Below are 21963 nucleotides of genomic sequence, written 5' to 3'. Positions count from 1 at the left end.
ACAGGACAGGTGTCATGGCGAACACGCAGACCACGCCGCCCCCCCTCGCGCCCGCGCAGCTGCGCCCGAAGCTCGACCCGGACACGCTCGGCCTGCCCGGCTCCGGCGCGCCCGAGCCCTTCGAGGGTTTCCTGGGCCAGGATCGCGCAATCGACGCGATCAGGCTGGCCGCGGCCGTGCCGCACACGGGCTTCAACGTGTTCGTGGTGGGGCCGCAGGGATCGGGACGCCACCGCGCCGTGGCCAGCCTGCTGCAAGAAGAGGCGAAGGGGCGTCCGGTTCCAGATGACTGGGTCTACGTCAACAACTTCGAGGCAGAGCACAAGCCGCGCAAGATGCGCCTTGCTCCGGGCACGGCACAGGCCCTCAAGCAGGACATGGAATCACTGGTCGACGACCTGGCCAACGACATCCCCGCCCTGTTCGAATCCGAGGATTACCAGACGCAACGGCGCGCGATCGAGCAGGAGTTCGGAGAACGCCACGAATCCGAGATGGCCGATTTCGCCGAGCGCGCGCGCGAACAGGGCGTGGCTCTGGTGCGCACCCCGATGGGTTTCATGCTCACCGCGATCAAGGACGGCAAACCGCTCAAGCCCGACGAGTTCAACCAGCTGGACGAGGACGAGCGGGCCGAGATCGAGCAGAAGATCGAGGAACTGCAGGAGGAACTGGCCGAGATCCTGCGCAAGGCACCGCGCATCGAGCGCGAGCACCGCCGGCAGGTTGAGGGGCTGAACGCCTCGATGGCCGAGCGCGTGGTGACCACCCGGATGGAGGAGATCGAGGCGCGTTTCAAGGATTCTGAGGCCGTGCTCGAATACCTGGGCGCGGCCAAGCGCGACATCATCGACAACGCCGACCTTTTCCTCGCGGCCAAGCAGAAGGACCAGGAGGGTGCCTTTCCCGAGGCCGTGAAACAGCACCAGCGCGACCCGTCCTTTGACCGTTATCGCGTCAACGTCATGGTATCGCACGATCCCGAAACCGCCGAGGGCGCGCCGGTGATCCACGAGGATCTGCCAAACCTCGACCACCTTGTCGGCCGGATCGAGCACATGTCGCAGATGGGGGCGCTGTTCACCAACTTCACGATGATAAAATCCGGCGCGCTGCATCGCGCGAACGGTGGATACCTGGTGCTGGATGCGCGCGACGTGCTGCAGGCGCCGATGGCGTGGGATGCGCTGAAGCGGTCGCTTAAGTCGGGCAGCGTCACGATCACCTCGGCGGCCGAGCGGCTGGGGTTCGCGTCCACCATCCAGCTCGAGCCGGACCCGATCCCGATCGACCTGCGCGTGGCGCTGGTGGGCGACCGGTTCCTCTATGCGCTGCTCGTGCACCTCGATCCCGACTTCGGCGAGCTCTTCAAACTGCAGGCCGATTTCGAGGACTCGATCGACCGGTCCGACGAATCGATGGCGGGTTATGCCCGCCTACTCTCGACGCTGGCCGCCCGCGAGGGACTGGCCGCGCCGGATGCCGGTGGCACGGCCCGCGCGCTGGAAGAGGCGATCCGGCTGGCCGACGACGCAACGAAATTCACCCTGCGCACCGAGGCGCTGCTCGACCTGCTGCGCGAAGCCGACCATTATGCCCGGAAGGCCGGGCGCGAGACCATTGGCGCGGAACAGCTGGACCGCGCCGTCGCCGAACAGGAACGCCGCGCCAGCCGTGTCCGCGACCGGCTCCGCGAGGCGGTGCAGCGCGACATCCTCAAGGTGGAAACCGATGGCAGCGTGACCGGGCAGATCAACGGGCTTTCGGTTGCCGGGCAGAACGGTTACCGCTTCGGGCGTCCGGCCAGGATCACGGCGCGGGTGCGCACCGGCGCCGGCAAGCTGGTGGACATCGAGCGCGAGGTCGAACTGGGCGGGCCGCTGCATTCCAAGGGGGTGATGATCCTCTCGGGCTACCTGACGGCAAACTACGCCACCGATGTGCCGTTCTCCCTTCACGCCAGCCTTGTGTTCGAACAAAGCTACGGCGGGATCGACGGCGACAGCGCGTCGTCGGCCGAACTCTACGCGCTGCTCTCGGCACTTTCCGGCCTTCCGCTGCGGCAGGACCTCGCGGTGACCGGGTCTGTCAGCCAGACCGGCGAGGTGCAGGCGATCGGCGGCGTGAACGAGAAGATCGAGGGCTTTTTCGACACCTGCAAGGCCCGCGGGCTGACCGGCGACCAGGGCGTTCTCATCCCCAAGTCGAACATGGAACACCTGTGCCTGCGCCCCGAGGTCGTGGAGGCCGTCGAGGCCGGCCAGTTCAGCGTCACGGCGGTCGAATCGATCGACCAGGGGATCGCGCTGCTCACCGGTGTGCCGGCGGGTCAGCGCGATGACGACGGGCGCTTTCCCGAAGGCAGTGTTCATGCCCTCGTTGACGCACGCCTGCGCGCCTTCGCGGAGGACAGGCGTGATTTCATGCGCCGCACGTTGCCCGGGAAAGGGGAGGAGCAATGAGCCGCCCGGCCATCACGCGCAAGCGGCTGCTGATCGGCGCGGGATCCCTCGCCGACGCTGCCAGCGCGCTGCAACTGGCCGAGATCCTCGTGCTGCGGCAGATGGCCAGCGATCTTGGCGGGCTGATGGTCGAGGACCCGGCGTGGCTGTCCTTCTCCGAGCGCCCCGCCGGCAAGCTGGTCACCTTTGGCGGCGAGGTCACCGGCGCGCCCAGCCCGCAGGCGGCCGCACGGCTGGTCGAGCGCGAGGCGCGCGCGTTCCGCGAAAAGCTGGAGCTGCTGGCGCGCCGCCGTCGCGTGGAATGGAGCTTCGATCAGCAGACGGGCGATCTCGTGGCGAACATCGTGGGTGCGGCGCCGAAATGGGACGTGGTCCTGATCGGGCACGGCAGGCTGCAAAGAGGCGCCGGGCGGGTCGTCTGGCTGTCCCCGGCCGACCCCGATGCCGCGCAGGAGGTCCGAGACATTGCCGACACCGTCGCGCGGGGGCTGGGCACCGAGGCCGTGGCATTCGCCCTCGACGAAGCTGATGCCCCCGCCACGCCCCAGACGCGTATCACCTTTCCCGATCCCGACGCGCTGCTGGCGGGTCTGAGCCGGACCTATGCCGCCGCCGTCATCACCGATATCCGCGCGGGGCCGTTTGCCGATGCGGCAAGCCTGCGCGCCCTTGTCGATGCCGCGCGGTGCCCGGTCCTGCTGCTCGGGGCCGACCCCGCAAGCGCAGGCCGGCCCGAAGGTCAGTAGTTGCCCGAGACGTATTTCGCGATCGCGCCGCCGCGGGAATTCACCTCGAGCTTCTGATAGATGGCCTTCAGGTAGTACTTGACCGTGTTCTCCGACAGCCCGAGCCGCGCCGAGATCTGGAAATTGGTCAGCCCGCCGGCCAGCAGGCCCAGGATCTCGTGTTCGCGTCGCGACAGGCTGTCGGCCTGATCGCTGGTCAGCCGGCGCAAGATCTCGGTGGGCACGATCGAATGCCCCGCCACCAGCTTGTCGAGGATCCTTGGCAGGCTCGTGAGCACCTGGCTCATCATGCACACGGAATTCGCGCCGGACTTGATGGCAGCGCGGATGAAAGCGAACTCGCTGTCCTCTGCCACCACGACGACCATCGCGTCAGGGTGCTGGCCGCGCAACATGTCCAGCGTTCGGGTCAGGTCGGAATCCGCCAGCCGCACGCCGAGGATGACGATCGACGGTCCGCGCGCCGCCGCGAGCGCCTTGCGCAGGCCGGCGGTGTCGGTGGCGTAGGCGCCCAGGCGCACGGCCTCGATCTGCGCGACGAGCGAGCCCAGCCCCTGGCAAACGATGAGCTGGCGGTCGGCGACGACGACCTCGGGCTGTTGCGTGTCTTGTCCTCCCATGCCCCAACCCACCACGTTCGCTGCCCGCAAGCCGCCCAGATTACGACACAAGACAACCGGAAACCGATGAAATCAAAGGAAATTTCGGTATGCACCGGCATGCCGGCGGGCCGCGCCCGCCCGGGTGGGTAGGGCGCCCCACCCGTCCGGTGCCGCGGCCGTGCCATTTGCCCCGCGCACCATGCTTGCGGGCGTTTCGCGCGGGTCCGGCCGCGGGAATACAGGGCGGGCAAGAGGAGGAATTGAAATGAACGGCCACCAGCACCTGTTCGTTCCCGGGCCGACCAACCTGCCCGAACCCGTCCGCCAGGCCATGAACCTGCCTATGGAGGACATGCGCGCGCCGGACTTCGGCGAATTCGTCCACGGCCTGCTGGACGACCTCAGAAAAGTCTACCGGATGGATGGCGGGCGCGTCTTCATCTTCCCCTCCTCGGGCACCGGCGCCTGGGAGGCCGCGATCCAGAACACCCTGCAGCCGGGCGACCGGGTCCTGATGTCGCGTTTCGGCCAGTTCTCGATGCTCTGGGCCGACATGGCCGAGCGGCTGGGGCTGCAACCCGACGTCATCGACGTCGAATGGGGCAAGGGCGTGCCGGTGGAGGACTATGCCGCGCGGCTGGAAGCCGACACCGAACACCGCATCAAGGCCGTTTTCGTCACCCACAACGAGACCGCCACCGGCGTGGCCTCGGACGTCGCGGCGGTGCGCCGGGCGCTCGACGCCGCCGATCATCCGGCGCTGCTGTTCGTGGACGGCGTCAGTTCCATCGCCTCGATCGAGTTCGAGATGGACGCCTGGGGCGTCGACCTTGCCGTTTCCGGCTCGCAGAAGGGATTCATGCTGCCCGCGGGCCTGGGGATCCTTGCCGTTTCGGACAAGGCGCTCGACATCAACAAGACGTTGGGCGAGGCCGCGATGCCGCGCTGCTACTTCAGTTTCGAGGACATGATCCGCCTCAACGACACCGGCTATTTCCCCTACACGCCGGCCACCCAGTTGCTGCGCGGGCTGCGCACCTCGCTCGACCTGCTGCTGGATGCGGGCATTGAGACCGTCTGGGCACGCCACGCGCGGCTCGCGGCGGGCGTGCGCGCCGCCGTGCAGGCCTGGGATGGCTGCACGCTGGTCGCGCAGGGGCCGCAATGGCATTCCGACACCGTGTCGGCGATCTTCGCGCCCGAGGGTGTGGATGCCCGCGATGTCATCTCGGCGGCCTACTACACCTATCAGACCTCGCTCGGGTCCGGGCTGAGCCAGCTGGCAGGCCGCGCCTTCCGCATCGGGCACCTCGGCTCGCTCAACCCGGTGATGCTGTGCGGCGCGATCTCGGCCGCCGAGATGGCACTGCGCGACGCCGGCGCGCGCATCGAACCCGGATCGGGCATCGCGGCGGCCCAGGAACACTTCCGCGACACAACCCCGGCGGGGGGCTGACGATGGCCCGGCCAAGCGTTCTGGTCACCCGGGCATGGCCCGCTGCCGCCGAGGCGCGGCTGGAGGAGGTGGCCGATGCCACCTTCCGCCACCCCGACCGCCCGATGACCGGAGACGAGTTCCTCGCGGCGGCCGGGCGTTACGACGCGATCCTGCCCACGGTGTCCGATCACCTTCCCGAGGCGTTCTACGACACGGCCGCAGGGCGCGTGAAACTGCTGGCGAACTACGGCGTTGGCTTCAACCACATCGACCTCGACCGTGCCCGCGCCGCCGGAATCGCCGTGACCAACACGCCCGGCGTCCTGACCGACTGCACGGCCGACATGGCCATGGGCCTGCTGCTGGCCGCCGCGCGCCGCATCGGCGAGGGCGAACGCGAACTGCGGGCCGGGCAATGGGCGGGCTGGCGGCCCACGCACCTCGTCGGCACCAGGGTAACGGGCGCGACGCTGGGCATCGTGGGCTTCGGGCGGATCGGGCAGGCGATGGCCCGGCGCGCGCATCACGGCTTTGGCATGCGGGTCGTCGTCCAGAACCGGTCACCGGTGGCGACCCAGACACTGGCCGCCTGCGGTGCGACGCAGGTGGACACCGTGGAACAGGTGGCCGCGCAGGCCGATTTCCTGTCGCTGCACTGCCCGGGTGGGGCCGAAACCCGCCACCTGATCGGGGCAAGCGTCTTCGACGCGATGAAGCCGGGCGCGATCCTGATCAACACCGCCCGCGGCGACGTGGTGGACGAGGACGCCCTGTTCGCCGCACTGGACAGCGGCCGGCTGGGGGGCGCGGGGCTGGACGTCTACCAGAACGAACCGGCGCTCGACGCGCGGTTCCTGGCCCATGACACCTGCGTGCTGGCGCCGCACCTGGGCAGCGCCACGCAGGCCACGCGCGAGGCGATGGGCCTCAAGGCCGTCGAGAACCTGCGCGCCTTCTTTGCCGGCGACACCCCGCCGGACCAGGTGACGTGACGGCCGCGACGGGCCGCTATTCGAGGGAGGAGACCCAACATGAGCTACACGCTGCACCCGCTGAAACGCCAGCGCCTGCAACGGTCCGAGCTGGCGGTGCCCGGATCGAACCCGGAGATGATCGAGAAGGCCGCCGACAGCGCGGCCGACTACGTCTTCCTCGACCTGGAGGACGCCGTCGCACCGCCCGACAAGATCAAGGCGCGCGCCAACATCATCGAGGCGCTCAACGCCATCGACTGGCAGGCCCGGGGCAAGACCGTGTCGATCCGGATCAACGGGCTGGACACCCACTACATGTACCGGGACGTGGTCGAGATCGTCGAACAGGCCGGCGCGCGGGTCGACACCATCCTGGTGCCCAAGGTGGGCGTGCCCGCCGACCTCTACACCGTGGAGACCCTGCTGTCGCAGATCGAGGACGCCACCGGCCTGACCCATCGCATCGGGCTGGAGGCGCTGATCGAGACCGCGCTTGGCATGGCCAACGTCGAGGCGATCGCGGCGACACCCGGCCGGCTGGAGGCGCTGCACTTCGGCGTGGCCGATTACGCCGCCTCCAACCGCGCGCGCACGGTGGTCATCGGCGGGCTCAACCCCGACTACCCCGGCGACCAGTGGCATTTCGCGCTCTCGCGCATGACCGTGGCCTGCCGGGCCTACGGGCTGCGCGCGGTCGATGGCCCCTTCGGCGATTTCTCCGACCCCGATGCCTATACCGCGTCGGCCAGGCGCGCCGCCGCGCTGGGGATCGAGGGGAAATGGGCCATCCACCCCAGCCAGATCGAGCTGGCCAACGCCGTCTTCTCGCCGCCCGAGGCCGAGGTGACGCGTGCCCGGCGCATCATCGAGGAGCTGCAGAAGGCCGAGGCCGAGGGGCGCGGCGCGGCCAGCCTGGACGGCAAGATGATCGACGCGGCGAGCGAACGCATGGCGCGCAACGTGCTGACGGTGGCCGATGCCATCGCCGCGCGCGGCGGCACGGCGGATTGAAGGGAGGCAAGGGATGGACATCCACGAATACCAGGCCAAGGAACTTCTGCAGAAGTTCGGCGTGGGCGTGCCGCGCGGCGGGATCGCCTACTCGCCCGAGCAGGCGATGTACCGCGCGCACGAGCTTTCCGGCGAGAGATGCGTTGTCAAGGCGCAGATCCATTCCGGTGCCCGCGGCAAGGCCGGCGGCGTCCGGGTTTGCAGCTGTGAGAAAGAGGTGATGGAGGCCGCAAGCTGGATGCTCGGCCGCAAGCTGGTCACCCACCAGACCGGCCCGCAGGGCAAGCTGGTCAGCCGGCTCTACGTCGAGGAGGCCACCGACATCCGGCAGGAGATCTACCTCGGGTTCGTGCTGGACCGGAAGGAGGAACGGGTGGTGGTCGTCGCCTCCGCCGCCGGCGGCATGGAGATCGAGGAGATCTCGGCCAACGAACCCGACAGCATCATCCGGTCGGTCGTCGATCCGGCCGTGGGCATGCAGAATTTCCAGGCGCGCGAGATCGCCTTCCAGCTCGACCTCGACCCGGCACTCATCCCGGCGGCGGTCAAGATGATCACCGGCTGCTACCGGGCGCTGCGCGAACTCGACGCCACCATGGTCGAGATCAACCCGCTGGTCGTCACCGGCGCGGGCGAGATCGTGGCGCTGGACGCCAAGATGGCCTTCGACGACAACGCGCTGTTCCGCCGCCCCGACATCTCGGAGTTGCGCGACAAGAGCCAGGAGGACCCGCGCGAAACCTATGCCGAGGACCGCGGGCTGAGCTACATCGGTCTCGAGGGGCGCATCGGTTGCATCGTCAACGGCGCCGGTCTGGCGATGGCGACGCTCGACATGATCAAGATGGCCGGCGGCGAACCGGCGAACTTTCTCGACGTGGGCGGCGGCGCCTCGCCCGACAGGGTTCTCATGTCGTTCAAGGCGGTGCTGAACGACCCCAACGTCGAGGCGATCCTCGTCAACATCTTCGCGGGCATCAACCGGTGCGACTGGATCGCCGAAGGGGTCGTGCGCGCGGTGCAGGAGCTTGACCTCGACGTGCCGCTGGTGGTGCGGCTCTCGGGCACCAATGTCGCCGAGGGCAAACGCATCCTCGACGACAGCGGGCTGGACATCGCAACGGCCGACACGCTGGCCGAGGCCGCCGAGGCGGTCGTGGCGGCCTGGAAGACATCGATCACGGCAGAGGAGGCGGTGTGATGGCCATTCTCATCGACAAGGACACGCGGGTGCTGGTCACCGGGCTGACGGGGCGCATCGGCAGCTTCCACGCGAAGGACATGATGGCCCACGGCACCAACGTCGTGGGCGGGGTGACGCCCGGCAAGGGCGGCACGCTGCACGACGGCCTGCCGGTCTTCAACACGGTCAAGGGTGCCGTGGCCGAAACCGGGGCCGATCTGGTGATCTGCTTCGTGCCGCCGCCCTTCGCGGCGGATGCCATCATGGAGGCCGCCGACGGCGGCATCCGCACCTGCGTGTGCATCGCCGACGGAATCCCCGCGCAGGACATGATCCGGGTGAAACGCTACATGCGCCGCTACCGCGCCGACCGGCGGATGCGGCTGATCGGGCCGAACTGCGCGGGCATCATCACGCCGGGCCAGGCATTTGCGGGCCTGATGCCGCCGCACATCTACAGGCCCGGTCGCGTGGGCATCATAGGTCGCTCGGGCACGCTGGGCTACGAGGCCGCGAGCCAGATGCAGGCACGCGGTATCGGCGTGTCGACCTCGGTCGGCATCGGCGGCGACCCGATCAACGGCTCGAGCTTTCGCGACATTCTCGAGCTGTTCGAGGCCGACCCCGACACCGATGCCGTGGTCATGGTCGGCGAGATCGGCGGCCCGCAGGAGGCTGACGCCGCCGCCTACATCCGCGATCACATGACCAAGCCGGTCGCGGCCTACATCGCGGGACTGTCGGCGCCGAAGGGCCGGCGCATGGGCCACGCGGGCGCCATCGTCTCGGCCTTCGGCGAATCCGCGCAGGAAAAGGTCGAGATCCTCGAGGACGCGGGCGTGACGATCGTGCCCACGCCTTCGGCCTTCGGCGACACTGTGGCGGGGATGCTGGCGCAACCGGCCTGAGACGAAACGCCGGTTGGCCCGGCCGCGGTCGCAGGTTATGCACGGGATGGCGGCGGCCCGCCCCGGGCCGCCGGATCCGCGTGGAGGTGCGCATGACGGTCGGTCTGAAATTCCTGCATTTCGTCGCGCTGGCGCTGGCGCTGGGCGGCGGGGTGGCGAACATCATGCTGGGCCGCCAGCTCGCCACGGCGGAGGCTGCGGCGAAACCCGTGGTCATGACCGCGCAGCGCATGCTGGCGCGGATCTCGGCGCTGTCGCTGCTGGTGCTCTGGATCACCGGTATCGCGCTGGTCTATGCCTACTACGGCGGCTGGGGCGGCTTCGGCACGGCATTCTGGGCCAAGATCGCGGTGGCCGTGGTGCTGACGGTCAACATGGGCGTGGCGCAACACCTGATGAGCCACGCGCGCAAGGCCGGCACGCCACCGCCCAAGGCGGTCAAGCCGATGGGGATGGCGGGGCCGGTGCTGCTGCTCGTCGTCACGGCGCTGGCGACGCTGGCCTTCACCTACTGATTGACCCCGCGCCTTCGGGAGGATCTGACATGACCGGAACCCAGGACATGCAACGGGTGCCGCCCCGGCGCGGCCGGGCCGTGCGGCTGCGCGCGGGCGAGGCCCTGCGCATCGTCAACACCCACGGCAGCCAGGTGGTGGACACCTGGGCCTTCAACGCCGACGACATGGCCGAGGCGATGTCGATGGAACACCTGCGCGCGGGGCTGGGCCGGATCCACCCGCGGCGGGGCGACGGGCTGCCCAGCAACCGCCGCCGCCCGATCCTGACGCTGGAGGAGGACACGGCGCCCGGCACCCACGACACGCTGATCGCCGCCTGCGACGTGCACCGCTACGCCGGGCTGGGCTGCACCGGGTACCACGACAACTGCACCGACAACCTGCACGCCGCCCTGCGCGCCATCGACGCGCGCGCGGTGCACACGCCCGCGCCGCTGAACCTGTGGATGAACATCCCCCTCGACGCCGACGGCGCAACGGGCTGGGCCGCCCCCGAAAGCCGCCCCGGTGACCACGTCACCCTGCGCGCCATGCTGGATTGCATCGTGGTCATGTCCACCTGCCCGCAGGACATGCTGCCCGTGAACGGCGCGGACTGCACGCCGCGGGAGGTGCATTACGAGGTGGTGGCGGGGTGAAGCCAAGGGTAAACCGGTGGCAATCCGGCGCCCGGATCGCTCTCGATCCGGTTCGCGCCCGGTCCCGCCCCCGTTACGCCGTAGGCGTGCTTGCAGCACGACGGCGGGCGCGAAACAGCCCGTGGCTTCCAAGTGCCGCAACTTCGTCTCGCGCGGCAAATACCGCACCAAGCGCCGCCGCGCCCACCCTCGGGGCCGGGCGCGAACCTGTCATCATGCCGAAACTCGGTGTTGAGATTGCCGCTCTGTTTCCGGTTGGCGGGCTGAAGCCCGCCCTACGCCTGCCCGAGCCACGCTTGCTCGGCGGCCGCGAGGACGTGCCCAAGGCATTCGGGGTGCGACGACGCGGGAGCGCCGGACGGACGCCCCCCTTCACACCTCCACTTCCATCGCCTCCTGTTCGCCCACCCCGAACACCCGCTTGTAGCGTGCGATCTCGTCAACCGGCCCCGTGGCCTTTTCGGGGTTGTCCGAGAGTTTCACGCAGGGGCGGCCCTCGGCCGAGACGGCCTTGCACACCAGGCTGAAGGGGGCGAGGCGGTCGCCCGCGGTCAGGCCGCGGAAATCGTTGGTCAGCAGCGTGCCCCAGCCGAAGGACGGGCGGCAGCGGCCGGCGAAGTGGCGGTGCAGGGCGACGATCTTGCCGGCGTCCAGCCCGTCGGAGAAGATCACCATCTTCTCGGTCGGGTCCTCGCCGCGCTCCTGCCACCAGCGGATCGCGCGCTCGCCGCCCTCGACCGGGTCGCCCGAATCGACGCGGATGCCCGTCCAGCCCGCCAGCCAGTCGGGCGCGTTGCGCAGGAAGTTCTCCGACCCGAAGGTGTCGGGCAGGATGATGCGCAGGTTGCCCGAGTGCTCCTCGTGCCAGTCGGCGAGCACCTTGTAGGGGGCCTGCCGCAGTTCATCGTCGGTGTCGGCCAGCGCGGCGTGGACCATCGGCAGTTCGTGCGCGTTGGTGCCGATCGCCTCGAGGTCGCGGTTCTTGGCAATGAGGCAGTTCGATGTGCCGACGAAGCCCTCGCCCAGCCCCTCGCGCATGGCCTGCACGCACCAGTCCTGCCACAGGAAGGAATGGCGCCGCCGGGTGCCGAAATCGGCGATGCGCAGCCCGGGCACCTGTTGCAGGTGCTCGACCTTCTCCCACAGCTTGGTCATGGCGCGGGCATAGAGCACCTGCAGCTCGAACCGCTTCATGTCGTGCAGCACCGCGCGCGAGCGCAGCTCCATCAGCACGGCGAGCGCGGGGATTTCCCACAGCATGACCTCGGGCCAGGGCCCTTCGAATGTCAGCTCGTACTGCCCGTCGCGCACCTCCAGGTGGTAGGGGGGCAGGCGCAGGTTCTCGAACCACTCCATGAACCCGGGGCTGAACATCTGCCGCTTGCCGTAGAAGGTGTTGCCGCGCATCCATGTCGATTCCCCGCGGGTGAGCGAGAGCGAGCGGATGTGATCGAGCTGTTCGCGCAGCTCGCCCTCGTCCACCAGATCGGCCAGGCGCACGGAGGTGTCGCGGTTGATCAGGCTGAAGGTGACATGCGTGTCGGGGCTGTTGCGCAGGACCGACTGGCACATCAGCAGCTTGTAGAAATCCGTGTCGATCAGCGACCGCACGATCGGGTCGATCTTCCACTTGTGGTTCCAGACGCGCGTGGCGATGTCGACCATGGGGCGGGCTCCGGGGGCGTTGCGTTCCGCCCGGTTAAAGCAAAGGGGGCCGGGGCTGGCAAGCGCCGCACGCCGCGGCGGATTCTGATCCGGCGGCACGGCCGGCGCGTAACCCGGGACAGATCACCGAGTGAAAGGAGGGCGCGATGACCGCCTACACGACGATCAAGACCGCCTGGCACGCCGTCATGGACGAGACCCGCAACCCGCTGCGGCACTTCCCGCTGATGACGGCACACATGATGATGCAGATCCTTGCGTGGATGTGGAGCGTGATCTTCGCCCTCGCCGTGGGAAGCTACGTCGTCTTCGGTGTGACCGTTCTGGGCCACGCCCTGCTCGTGGCCGGGGTGTTCGCCACGCTGGCCGTTTTCCGCCGCGCCGAGGCGCAAGCCGACCCCGCCACGGAGTAACGCACCCTCAGACGGGGTTCTGCGCGCCGGCGAAGAACATCAGGGCCCCGTCGGGGCCGTAGATGGGCCGGATACGAAGACGGTTCAGGAAAGACGTGCCGTCCTTGCGATAGTTGACGATGTCGATGGTGAACCGCGTCTGGGCCTGCAGGGCCTGCCGGATTGCCTCGACCGCGTTCGGGTCGGTCTCGGGCCCCTGCAGGAACCGGCAGTTGCGGCCGACCGCCTCTTGAACGGTGTAGCCCGTCTGCGTCTCGAACTCCGGGCTGACGTAGATCATCGGATTGTCCGGCTGGCCGGGGTCGGAGATGACGACGCTCATCTCCGCCTCGTCGGCCTCCAGCAACGATTGCATGTAGTCGGTGTCAAGGTCCTCGGCCGCCATCGCGCGCCCTCCATAGGTCTTCCGGTTCGGGCGCCACCCTATTTCCATGCCGTCCCCGCGGCCAGCCGATTTTCATGCCCGCCGGGCGATCACGCGATCCGGACGCCGGCCTGTTTCATGTCCGAAAGCGCCGCGTCCAGCGACCCCTCAAGATCGATCGCGCGGCACAGATCGGTGCGAACGGTCACGTCGTAGCCCAGCTTCGCGGCATCAAGAGCCGACCACCCGACGCAGAAATCTGTCGCCAGCCCCACGCAAACAAGGCGTGTAATCCCGCGATCCTTGAGCAAGCCGTCGAGGCCGGTCGGTGTCTCGTGGTCGTTCTCGAAAAAGGCCGAGTAGCTGTCGATCCCGGGACGGAACCCCTTGCGGATCACCGCCTGCGCCGGGCGGGTCTGAAGCCCGGGATGGAACGCCGCGCCGTCGCTTTCCTGGATACAGTGATCGGGCCACAGCACTTGCGGGCCATAGGGCATCTGGACGGTCTCGAAGGGCGCGCGCCCCTCGTGCGAGGACGCGAACGACGAATGGCCGGCCGGGTGCCAGTCCTGCGTCAGGATCACCGCCGGGCCATCCTGCATCAACGCGTTGATCCCCGGCACGATCTCGTCGCCGCCGGGCACGGCCAGGGCGCCCCCGGGGCAGAAATCGTTCTGCACGTCTATGACGATCAGCGCCTCGTTTTCCTCGGACATGTCGTGACCTCCTTCGTTGCACCTCACGTAGGCGGGGCAACGCGCCCACGTCAATGCGCGTTGCGGCTTTCGCCGACCGCGGCGCTCCGTTAGCATCGTGCCGCAAGCAATCCCAGCCAAAAGCCAAGGAGCGCGCCCATGACCGAAACTCCGATCATCGCCGCCAAGACACCGGCCCGCGCCGAGCTGACCGAGGGCGAGACCTATTTCTGGTGCCGCTGCGGGCGGTCCCGGTCACAGCCTTTCTGCGACGGCTCGCACGAGGGAACGGGGCTGGCGCCCCTGCGTTTCACGGCACAAAAGACCGGACCGGCCGTTCTTTGCCGCTGCAAGGCCAGCGACAACAGCCCCTATTGCGACGGCACGCACGGCAAGTTGAGCGACCGCGCGCCCGGGGACAGTGCAGAGCCGCCGCAGGCGTGACATCCCGACGGCTTGCGCGCCGCGCGCGGCCCGCCTAAATCGCCGGCATGTATACCGTCGCCGCCCTCTACCACTTTACCCGCTTCGACGACCCCGCCGCGTTGCGCGGGCCGCTTCTCGCGCTTTGCGAGGCGCAGGGCATCTCGGGCACGCTGCTGCTGGCCGGCGAGGGCATCAACGGCACCATCGCCGGGCCGCGGGCGGGCATCGACGCCGTGCTTGCCCATGTCCGCGCGCTGCCCGGCTGCGGCGATCTCGAGCACAAGGAAAGCACCAGCCGCGACCAGCCCTTCCGCCGCCTGAAGGTGCGCGTGAAGCGCGAGATCGTCACGATGGGCCAGCCGGGCGTGGACCCGCGCGCGAAGGTCGGCCACTACGTCGACCCGGCCGACTGGAACGCGCTGATCCGCGCGCCGGACGTCGCGGTGATCGACACGCGCAACGACTACGAGGTGGCGATCGGAAGCTTCGAGGGGGCAATCGACCCTGGCACCCGGAGCTTCCGCGAGTTCCCGGCGTGGTGGGAGGCGAACAGGCACCGCTTCCACAACAAGCGTATCGCGATGTTCTGCACCGGCGGCATTCGCTGCGAGAAATCCACCAACTTCCTGCTCGGGCAAGGCATCGAAGAGGTCTATCACCTCAGGGGCGGCATCCTGAAATACCTTGAAGAGGTGCCGGAACGCGACAGCGCATGGCGCGGGGACTGCTTCGTCTTCGACGGGCGCGTCTCGGTCGGTCACGGCCTGCGCGAAGGCCCGCACGCGTTGTGCCACGCCTGCCGCCGCCCCGTGCTGCCCGCCGACATGGAGCGTGCCGAATACGAACACGGCGTGTCCTGTCACCAGTGCATCCACGAGACGTCCCCGGCCGACAAGGCGCGGTTCCGCGAGCGCCAGAAACAGATCGCCCTGGCCGAGGCGCGCGGCGAACGGCACATCAAGGTGGCGCCCTGAGACACGGACCGCCGGCGGCGGGTTTCGAGTATTTTGGGCAAGATGAAGCCGCGCAGGCGGTCGGGCGCTTTCACCTCGCTCCGGGTGTTCGCCCTGTCCGGCCACTCAGGCGGCCGCGGCCACCGGCCGCCCCGGGCGCGTGCGCCACAGGATCAGCGACATGATCGCGATGTTGACGAAGTTGAAGGCAATGCCGTTGACGAACGCCATCTGGTAGCTGCCGGTCACGTCGAAGATCCAGCCCGACATCCAGCCGCCCAGCGCCATGCCGAGAATCGTGATCATCAGCACGAAGCCGACGCGCCGCCCGGCCTCGGCGCTGGGCATGTATTCCCGCACCACCAGCGCGTAGCTGGGCACGATGCCGCCCTGCGCCAGGCCGAAGACGACGCTGACCGCGTAAAGCGACACCAACCCGCCCGCCGGCAGGTAAAGGAACAGCGCCACGCATTGCAGGGCCGAGCCCAGCAGCAGCGTGCGCGCGCCGCCCAGCCGGTCGGCGACAAGCCCGAACACCAGCCGCGAGATGAGGCCGGCCAGCAGCATCGCGGACAGCATCCGCCCGCCCACCGCCGGGCCGTAACCCAGGTCGGCGCACAGGCTGACGACATGGACCTGCGGCATGGCCATGGCCACGCAACAGCCGATCCCCGCCGCCCCCAGCATGAGCATCAGCGTACGCGGCGAGATCCCCGCGGCCTGTTGCCGGCCCGCCGAGATGGCATCGGAATGCGCCGAGGCCTCCAGCGGCAGCCGTCGGCGCAGCAACACCGCGAGCGGAATCATCAGGCCGATGCAGACGGCCGCGAGCGCCAGGTACACGCCGCGCCAGCCGTGCTCGGCCAGCACCCCGCCCAGAAGGGTCGGCCACACCGTTCCGGCAAGGTAGTTGCCACTGGCGGCAATGGCCACGGCGATGCCGCGTCGCTTGAGAAACCACAGGGACACGTCGGCGATGAGCGGACCGAAGCTGGCCGCTGTCCCGAAGCCCACGGCCAGCTGCAGCGCGGCCAACACGGCCAGCGAGGGGCTGAAGGCGGCCGCCCCCTTGGCGCCCCCGATCAGCAGGGCCGCGCCGATCAGCGCGGTGGTTATGCCCCAGCGATCGACGATGCGCCCGATGACGAGGTTGCCCAGCGCGAAACCGACCATCGTCGCCGTGTAGGGCAGCGAGGCGGTGCCGCGCGCGACGTCGAACTCGGCCTGCACGTCGGGCATCACGGTGACGAAGGCCCACAGCCCGACGTTGCCCACCGTCGCGATTGCCAGCGCAACGGCAAGCCGCATCCATGCGTATCGGCTGTCGAGGATCTCGGCGCCGGTCATGCGTGCGACGTTAGTGCCTGCGGGCGCGGGTGTATAGCGCCCGCTCACTCATCGCTCTTCACGAAGCCGCGCCGCCCGATGCTGTCATAGGCCTCGAAGCCCGCGCGCTTGGCGTCCTTCGGCGCGTAGACGTTGCGCAAATCGCCCAGCCGCGGGCGGGCCATCTTGCGCGCGAGGCGCTTGAGGTCGAGCGCGCGGAACTCGTTCCACTCGGTCAGGACGACCAGAAGGTCGGCGTTGTGCGCGGCCTTGTAGGGGTCCTCGACCCAGCTGACGCCGGGCAGCAGCGCCTCTCCCTCGCGCCGGCCCTGCGGGTCGCAGACGCGCACCTTCGCACCCCCGCCCACCAGCGCCGGCACGATCGTCAGGCTGGGCGCATCGCGCATGTCGTCGGTGTTGGGCTTGAACGTCACGCCGAGCACGGCGACGGTCTTGCCGTTGAAGGTGCCCTCGCACAGCTCGAGCAGCTTCTCGACCATGCGGCGCTTCGTCTCCTCGTTGACCGAGATCACCGTCTCGGTGATCTGCATGGGCAGCCCGTGATCCTGCCCGATCCGCGCCAGCGCCTTGGTGTCCTTGGGAAAGCAGCTGCCGCCGTAGCCGGGACCGGCGTGCAGGAACTTGTTGCCGATCCGCCCGTCGAGGCCCATGCCGCGCGCCACCTGCTTGACGTCGGCGCCCGTGCGCTCGCACAGCGCCGCGATCTCGTTGATGAAGGTGATCTTGGTGGCGAGGAAGGCGTTGGCGGCGTACTTGATCATCTCCGCGGTTTCCAGGTCGGTCGTCACGATCGGGAACTCGCGCAGGTAGAGCGGGCGATAGATCTCCGCCATGACCTCGCCGGCGCGATCGTTCTGCACGCCCACCACGACGCGGTCGGGCTTCATGAAATCGTCGATCGCCGCGCCCTCGCGCAGGAACTCGGGGTTGGAGGCCACGTCGAAGTCCAGGTCGGGGTTGGCCTTCCTCACCGCCTGCTTGACCTGCCGGTTCGCGCCCACCGGCACGGTCGACTTGGTCACGATCACCACGTAGTCGCGCGCCACCCGCGCGACCTCCTCGGCGGCGGCCATCACGAAGGTCAGGTCGGCATGACCGTCGCCGCGGCGCGTGGGCGTGCCCACGGCGATGAAGACGGCCTCGGCGCCCTCGACCGCCCTTGCCAGGTCGCCGGTGAAGGTCAGCCGCCCGGCGTCCACGTTCCTGGCCATCAGCGCCTCGAGGCCGGGCTCGAAGATCGGCACTTCGCCCCGCTCGAGCATCGCGATCTTGTCGGGGTCGCGGTCGACGCAGGTGACCTCGTGCCCGAAGTCGGAAAAACACACGCCGGACACCAGCCCCACGTAGCCCGTCCCGATCATCGCGATCTTCATGATCCCTGCCCCCGAATCTGCCCCGCAACGGTTTGTGCGCCAGCCGGTGAATCCTGTCAACGCAGCACAACGGCCGGATGTCCGTCAGGATGTGCGGCACAGCAGGACGATGGCGACCCCGGCAGGATTCGAACCTGCAACCTGCCCCTTAGGAGGGGGCTGCTCTATCCGGTTGAGCCACGGGGCCTGCGGGCCTTCCATAGCGGCCCGGGCACGGTTTGTCATCGGCGGATTCGACCGCGCCCGCCCTGGACGGGACGGCCGCACGCTTGATGCAGCCGTCATGTTCGCGGTAACAATGGTATCGAGGCCATTTTCGGGATTGCCCAAGTGAACAGCACCGACCACCGCCCCCTGACACTGCGCGACGTCTCCGAAGCCTCGGGCGTGTCGGAAATGACGGTCAGCCGGGTGTTGCGCAGCCGCGGCGACGTCTCTGCAGAGACGCGCGAGAAGGTTCTCGAGGCAGCCAAGCGGCTGGGCTACGTGCCCAACAAGATCGCTGGCGCCCTGGCCAGCCAGCGCGTTAACCTTGTGGCCGTCGTCATCCCCTCGATGTCGAACATGGTCTTTCCCGACGTGATGACGGGGATCAGCCAGGCGCTTGACGAAACCGACCTTCAACCGGTCGTGGGGCTCACCGACTACCTGCCGGAGAAGGAGGAAAAGGTCCTTTACGAGATGCTCTCGTGGCGCCCCTCGGGCGTCATCGTCGCGGGGCTGGAACACTCCGACGCGTCGCGCGCGATGCTGCGCGCCAGTGGCATACCGGTGGTGGAGATCATGGACGTCGACGGCACGCCGGTCGATTCCGTGGTCGGCATCTCGCACCGGCGGGCCGGGCGCCAGATGGCCGAGGCGATCATCGCCGAAGGCTATCGCGGGATCGGCTTCCTGGGCACGAAGATGCTGCTCGATCACCGCGCGCGCAAACGGTTCGAGGGGTTCACCCAGACGCTCGCCAAGGCCGGCATCGAGATCGCCGACCAGGAGTTCTATTCCGGCGGATCGGCACTGGCCAAGGGGCGCGAGATGACCCGCGCGATGCTGGACCGGACGCCGCAGCTCGATTTCCTTTACTATTCCAACGACCTGATTGGGGCGGGCGGGTTGTTGTGGCTGCTCGAACAGGGAATGGACGTGCCCGGCCAGATCGGATTGGCTGGCTTCAACGGGGTGGAATTGCTCAAGGGTCTGCCGCGCCGGCTGGCCACGATGGATTCGTGCCGGCACGAGATCGGGCGCCGCGCGGCCGAGATCATCGCCGCGCGGCTGGCAGACGGCTCGCCCGCGGCACCGGCGCAGATCACGCTGGAGCCGACCATCGATTACGGTGACACGCTGCGGCGACGCTGACAGGCACCGCGGATCGGCCATTGCATGCACGCGCCGCCTGGGAAATGCTGAGCGGATGAGCCAGCCCGCCCGGACAAGCCTGCGGGGCGCGACCGCCCCGGCCTACCGCGCCACGGTGCTGACGCTGTGCGCCTTGGGTGTGGGCGCGCTGGCCTCGCTCGCGGCGATCGGGCTGACGGACGCGGTCGTCTGGCTCAACGAGGTCCTGCTGATCGCGCCCCGCGCGCGGGTGCAGTACGAGGGCGCGGGCCTGCTGGTGCCGCTGGCCACCGTGCTCGTGCCGGCGGTGGGCGGGCTGCTGGTGGCGCTGATCCTCAAGGGACTGTCCCCGCAAGGCCGCCCCCTGGGACCGCCCGACGTGATCGAGGCGGTGCAGTTCGAGCGCCCCCTGCCCGGCCCGCGCGGCGGCGTGGCCTCGACCGCCGCCGCGATGGTGTCGCTTGGGTTCGGCGCCTCCGTGGGCCAGTACGGTCCGATGGTCTATCTGGGCGCGATGATCGGCGGGCTGGTGCGACGGCTGCGCCTGAATGTGCCCAACCTGCCCGCCATCGCGGTGGCCTGCGGGGTGGCCGCCGCGATCTCGACCGCCTTCAACGCGCCCATCGCCGGGCTTGTCTTCGCCCACGAGGTGGTGCTGCGGCACTATTCCACGCAGGCCTTCGCGCCCACCACGGTGGCCGCGGCCACCGGCTACGTCTTTGCCAACGTGATCTTCGAACGCCCTGCCCTGTTCCTGGTGCGGTTCGGCGGCGTCGAACACGGCCACGAATTCGCGCTTTTCGCCATTCTGGGCCTGTTGGCGGCCGGGCTGGCGGTGGTCTTCATGCGGCTGACGCTGTGGATCGCGGCGCGGGCGCCGCGCACCGGCGTGCCGGCTTGGCTGCGTCCGGCGGTGGCCGGGCTGGCGGTTGGGCTGACGGCCCTGTGGCTGCCCGACGTGCTGGGCATCGGCAAGGAGGCGTTGCGCTTCGCCACCATCGAGGGTGCCTTCGCACCGTGGGAACTGGCGGTGCTGGTGGCCGCCAAGCTGGCGCTGACGGCGCTGTGCATCGGCTTCGGTTTCGCCGGCGGGGTCTTCAGCCCCGCGCTGCTGATCGGCATCCTGTTCGGCGCGCTGTGCTGGAACCTCGTGGCGGCCACCGGGCTTGTCGCGACCTCGGGCATCGCCGTCTATGCCATATGCGGGATGATGGCGCTGACCAGCCCGGTGATCGGGGCGCCGCTGACCACGATCCTGATCGTCTTCGAACTCACGCGGAACTACGACATCACGATCGCCGCGATGGTGGCGGTCGTGTTTTCCAACCTGCTGGCGCACCGGGTGTTCGGCCGGTCGCTGTTCGACGTGCAGCTGGCGCGGCGCGGCACCGACCTGTCGGCAGGGCGCGACTGGGCGCGGCTGGCCGCGATCCCCGTGGCCGACCGCTGCGTGCCCGACCCGATGGTCGCGAACACGAACGAAGGGCTTGACACCGCACGCCGGCGCATGGCCCGCGCGGACCGGTCCGAGGCCTTCGTCACCGACGCCGACGGCACCTTCCGCGGCGTGTTGCACGCCGAGGCCCACGGAAACTCATGGGAGGAGGCGCTGCGCCCGCCCGACCTGTGCTTCGACGAGACGACCACCGTCATGGACGCAATGCAGGCGATCCGCGGCTTCGTGGGCGATGCCATCCCGGTGATCGACAGCCGCGACCGCCGCCTGATCGGCGTGGTCACCGAGGCGGCGGTGATCGAGGCCTACCTCGATGTCTCGCAGGCGCTGAGGCGCGAGGAAAATGCGGTTCTCTAGCCAGGTGATATACCGTGCCGCCGGGATCCTGGTGGCGCTCGCCCTCGCGCTCCCGGGCGCCGGGCGGGCAGACGAGCCCCCGTTGACCGTCGTCAGCTGGGGCGGCTCCTACGAGGCGGCGCAGAGGAAGGCGATCTTCACGCCCTTCACCGAGGCGACCGGTATCGCGGTGGAGGTGAAGCGCTACGACGGCGGCATCGCCGAATTGCGCGACCGTGCCGCGGCCGAGGGCTGGGACGTGATCGACATGCTGGAGGCCGACGCCATCTCGGGCTGCGAGGCAGGTCTGCTCGCGCCGCTCGATCCGCAAGCGCTGTTCGGCGATGATGCCGCGCGCCTGGCCGGGGACATGGCCCCGGCGGTGATCCGGCGCTGTTCGTTGCCCCAGAACGTCTATGCCACCGTGATGGCCTACGACGACCGTGCCTTTCCCGGCGTCAAGCCAACGCGGATCGAAGATTTCTTCGATGTCGCGCGGTTTCCGGGAAAGCGGGCGATCCGCCGCAGCCCCGACGGCATCCTCGAGTGGGCCCTGCTGGCCGAAGGCGTGCCACCAAGCCAGGTCTACGACCTGCTGAGCACTGACCGCGGACTGCGCCTGGCCTTCCGGCGGCTCGATTCGCTGCGCGGCCACATCATCTGGTGGGAGGACGCGGCCACGCCGCCCCGCTTGCTCGAGGAGGGCAAGGCCGTCATGGCCAGCGGCTACAACGGACGGTTCTTCACGGCAGCCCGACGCGACGGCGCACCGATCAGCGTGGTCTGGGACGGTCGGCTGATCGCGCACGACGTCTGGGCGATTTCCGCCACCGCCGACCGCCCCGAGGCCGCGCGCCGGTTCCTGCGCTTTGCCGTCCGGCCCGGGCCGATGGCGCGGCTGGCCGAGCGCATCCCCTACGGCCCCGCCCGGCGCAGCGCGCTGTCGCGGATCGGTCTGGGCCCCGAAACCGGCATCCCGATGCGCGATCACCTGCCCAACGCGCCGCAACACGGGCCGCGCAAGCTGGTGCGCGACAGCGACTGGGCCAGCCACACCCGCGCCATGCGCCAACGCCGCTTCGAGGCGTGGCTGGAAAAGGGCGGCGACGGCGGCTGACGC

The 21963-nt window shown here is 69.1% G+C and carries 21 protein-coding genes and 1 tRNA gene; 15 read left to right on the top strand and 7 right to left on the bottom strand.

Annotation, left to right across the window (positions count from 1 at the left end; all coding sequences use genetic code 11):
• Positions 1-14: 14 nt before the first annotated feature.
• Both CEF10_RS01005 and CEF10_RS01000 read left to right on the top strand, forming a co-directional pair.
• Entirely contained in the window at positions 15-2462 is a 2448-nt protein-coding gene (locus tag CEF10_RS01005) for a Lon protease family protein (RefSeq protein WP_101065496.1), read from the top strand.
• The gene (locus CEF10_RS01000; RefSeq protein ID WP_101065495.1) at positions 2459-3208 is read left to right on the top strand and encodes a hypothetical protein; all 750 of its coding nucleotides are present in this window, start codon (positions 2459-2461) and stop codon (positions 3206-3208) included. The genes CEF10_RS01005 and CEF10_RS01000 overlap by 4 nt, the downstream gene beginning before the upstream one ends.
• Here the strand turns inward: CEF10_RS01000 and CEF10_RS00995 are convergent.
• A complete protein-coding gene (locus tag CEF10_RS00995) occupies positions 3202-3828 on the bottom strand; it encodes a helix-turn-helix transcriptional regulator (RefSeq protein WP_101065494.1) in 627 nt (208 codons plus the stop codon). The two genes, CEF10_RS01000 and CEF10_RS00995, sit on opposite strands and share 7 nt — an antisense overlap.
• A 247-nt stretch (positions 3829-4075) precedes the next feature.
• On the opposite strand from CEF10_RS00995, the gene CEF10_RS00990 reads away from it, so the two are divergent.
• The 7 genes from CEF10_RS00990 to CEF10_RS00960 all read left to right on the top strand — a co-directional run bounded on the left by CEF10_RS00990 (position 4076) and on the right by CEF10_RS00960 (position 10480).
• Positions 4076-5266: an aminotransferase class V-fold PLP-dependent enzyme gene (locus tag CEF10_RS00990; protein WP_101065493.1), complete on the top strand. Its 1191-nt coding sequence runs from the start codon at positions 4076-4078 to the stop codon at positions 5264-5266.
• Positions 5267-5268: 2 nt separating this feature from the next.
• Positions 5269-6240 (top strand): 2-hydroxyacid dehydrogenase, encoded by a 972-nt coding sequence (locus CEF10_RS00985; RefSeq protein WP_101065492.1) that lies wholly within the window; start codon positions 5269-5271, stop codon positions 6238-6240.
• 39 nt (positions 6241-6279) lie between these two features.
• The gene (locus CEF10_RS00980) at positions 6280-7233 is read left to right on the top strand and encodes an HpcH/HpaI aldolase/citrate lyase family protein (protein ID WP_101065491.1); all 954 of its coding nucleotides are present in this window, start codon (positions 6280-6282) and stop codon (positions 7231-7233) included.
• Between the two features lie 13 nt (positions 7234-7246).
• A complete protein-coding gene (locus CEF10_RS00975; RefSeq protein WP_101065490.1) occupies positions 7247-8434 on the top strand; it encodes a malate--CoA ligase subunit beta in 1188 nt (395 codons plus the stop codon).
• On the top strand, positions 8434-9324 hold the full coding sequence (gene sucD / locus CEF10_RS00970; RefSeq protein ID WP_101065489.1) for a succinate--CoA ligase subunit alpha: 891 nt from the start codon (positions 8434-8436) through the stop codon (positions 9322-9324). The genes CEF10_RS00975 and sucD overlap by 1 nt, the downstream gene beginning before the upstream one ends.
• A gap of 92 nt (positions 9325-9416) precedes the next feature.
• On the top strand, positions 9417-9839 hold the full coding sequence (locus CEF10_RS00965; protein ID WP_101065488.1) for a hypothetical protein: 423 nt from the start codon (positions 9417-9419) through the stop codon (positions 9837-9839).
• Between the two features lie 29 nt (positions 9840-9868).
• Positions 9869-10480, top strand: a complete 612-nt coding sequence (locus CEF10_RS00960; protein ID WP_101065487.1) for a DUF1989 domain-containing protein — start codon at positions 9869-9871, stop codon at positions 10478-10480.
• Positions 10481-10852: 372 nt separating this feature from the next.
• Here the strand turns inward: CEF10_RS00960 and pncB are convergent, their stop codons facing one another.
• The gene (gene pncB / locus CEF10_RS00955; protein ID WP_101065486.1) at positions 10853-12145 is read right to left on the bottom strand and encodes a nicotinate phosphoribosyltransferase; all 1293 of its coding nucleotides are present in this window, start codon (positions 12143-12145) and stop codon (positions 10853-10855) included.
• Between the two features lie 146 nt (positions 12146-12291).
• Between pncB and CEF10_RS00950 the strand changes: the two genes are divergently transcribed.
• The gene (locus CEF10_RS00950; protein WP_101065485.1) at positions 12292-12558 is read left to right on the top strand and encodes a hypothetical protein; all 267 of its coding nucleotides are present in this window, start codon (positions 12292-12294) and stop codon (positions 12556-12558) included.
• Between the two features lie 7 nt (positions 12559-12565).
• Here CEF10_RS00950 and CEF10_RS00945 read toward each other — a convergent pair whose 3' ends face one another.
• A complete protein-coding gene (locus CEF10_RS00945; protein ID WP_101065994.1) occupies positions 12566-12943 on the bottom strand; it encodes a PAS domain-containing protein in 378 nt (125 codons plus the stop codon).
• Between the two features lie 89 nt (positions 12944-13032).
• Positions 13033-13638 carry a bifunctional nicotinamidase/pyrazinamidase gene (gene pncA, locus CEF10_RS00940; protein ID WP_101065484.1) on the bottom strand — a complete coding sequence of 202 codons (606 nt, stop codon included), beginning with the start codon at positions 13636-13638 and terminating at the stop codon, positions 13033-13035.
• 138 nt (positions 13639-13776) lie between these two features.
• On the opposite strand from pncA, the gene CEF10_RS00935 reads away from it, so the two are divergent.
• Both CEF10_RS00935 and trhO read left to right on the top strand, forming a co-directional pair.
• Positions 13777-14061 carry a CDGSH iron-sulfur domain-containing protein gene (locus CEF10_RS00935; protein WP_101065483.1) on the top strand — a complete coding sequence of 95 codons (285 nt, stop codon included), beginning with the start codon at positions 13777-13779 and terminating at the stop codon, positions 14059-14061.
• A 47-nt stretch (positions 14062-14108) separates the two neighbouring features.
• A complete protein-coding gene (gene trhO / locus CEF10_RS00930; protein WP_101065482.1) occupies positions 14109-15017 on the top strand; it encodes an oxygen-dependent tRNA uridine(34) hydroxylase TrhO in 909 nt (302 codons plus the stop codon).
• 105 nt (positions 15018-15122) lie between these two features.
• Here trhO and CEF10_RS00925 read toward each other — a convergent pair whose 3' ends face one another.
• The 3 genes from CEF10_RS00925 to CEF10_RS00915 form a co-directional block, all read right to left on the bottom strand.
• Positions 15123-16343 (bottom strand): MFS transporter, encoded by a 1221-nt coding sequence (locus tag CEF10_RS00925; protein ID WP_101065481.1) that lies wholly within the window; start codon positions 16341-16343, stop codon positions 15123-15125.
• 44 nt (positions 16344-16387) lie between these two features.
• The gene (locus CEF10_RS00920) at positions 16388-17716 is read right to left on the bottom strand and encodes a UDP-glucose dehydrogenase family protein (protein ID WP_101065480.1); all 1329 of its coding nucleotides are present in this window, start codon (positions 17714-17716) and stop codon (positions 16388-16390) included.
• 110 nt (positions 17717-17826) lie between these two features.
• A tRNA-Arg gene (locus CEF10_RS00915) sits at positions 17827-17903 on the bottom strand.
• A 143-nt stretch (positions 17904-18046) separates the two neighbouring features.
• On the opposite strand from CEF10_RS00915, the gene CEF10_RS00910 reads away from it, so the two are divergent.
• Genes CEF10_RS00910 through CEF10_RS00900 form a run of 3 tightly spaced genes read left to right on the top strand, consistent with a single transcriptional unit; the run spans position 18047 to position 21960 of the window.
• Positions 18047-19072, top strand: coding sequence for a LacI family DNA-binding transcriptional regulator (locus CEF10_RS00910; protein WP_101065479.1), 1026 nt, complete (start codon positions 18047-18049; stop codon positions 19070-19072).
• Positions 19073-19127: 55 nt separating this feature from the next.
• Complete coding sequence (locus CEF10_RS00905; RefSeq protein WP_101065478.1) at positions 19128-20864, top strand: chloride channel protein; 1737 nt, start codon at positions 19128-19130, stop codon at positions 20862-20864.
• The gene (locus CEF10_RS00900) at positions 20851-21960 is read left to right on the top strand and encodes an ABC transporter substrate-binding protein (protein WP_198586120.1); all 1110 of its coding nucleotides are present in this window, start codon (positions 20851-20853) and stop codon (positions 21958-21960) included. The genes CEF10_RS00905 and CEF10_RS00900 overlap by 14 nt, the downstream gene beginning before the upstream one ends.
• Positions 21961-21963 lie beyond the last annotated feature (3 nt).

Origin of the sequence: Roseovarius salinarum, assembly GCF_002834145.1 — a bacterium.
Classification (GTDB): domain Bacteria; phylum Pseudomonadota; class Alphaproteobacteria; order Rhodobacterales; family Rhodobacteraceae; genus Roseovarius; species Roseovarius salinarum.
This window is presented reverse-complemented; position numbering and strand designations above follow the sequence as displayed.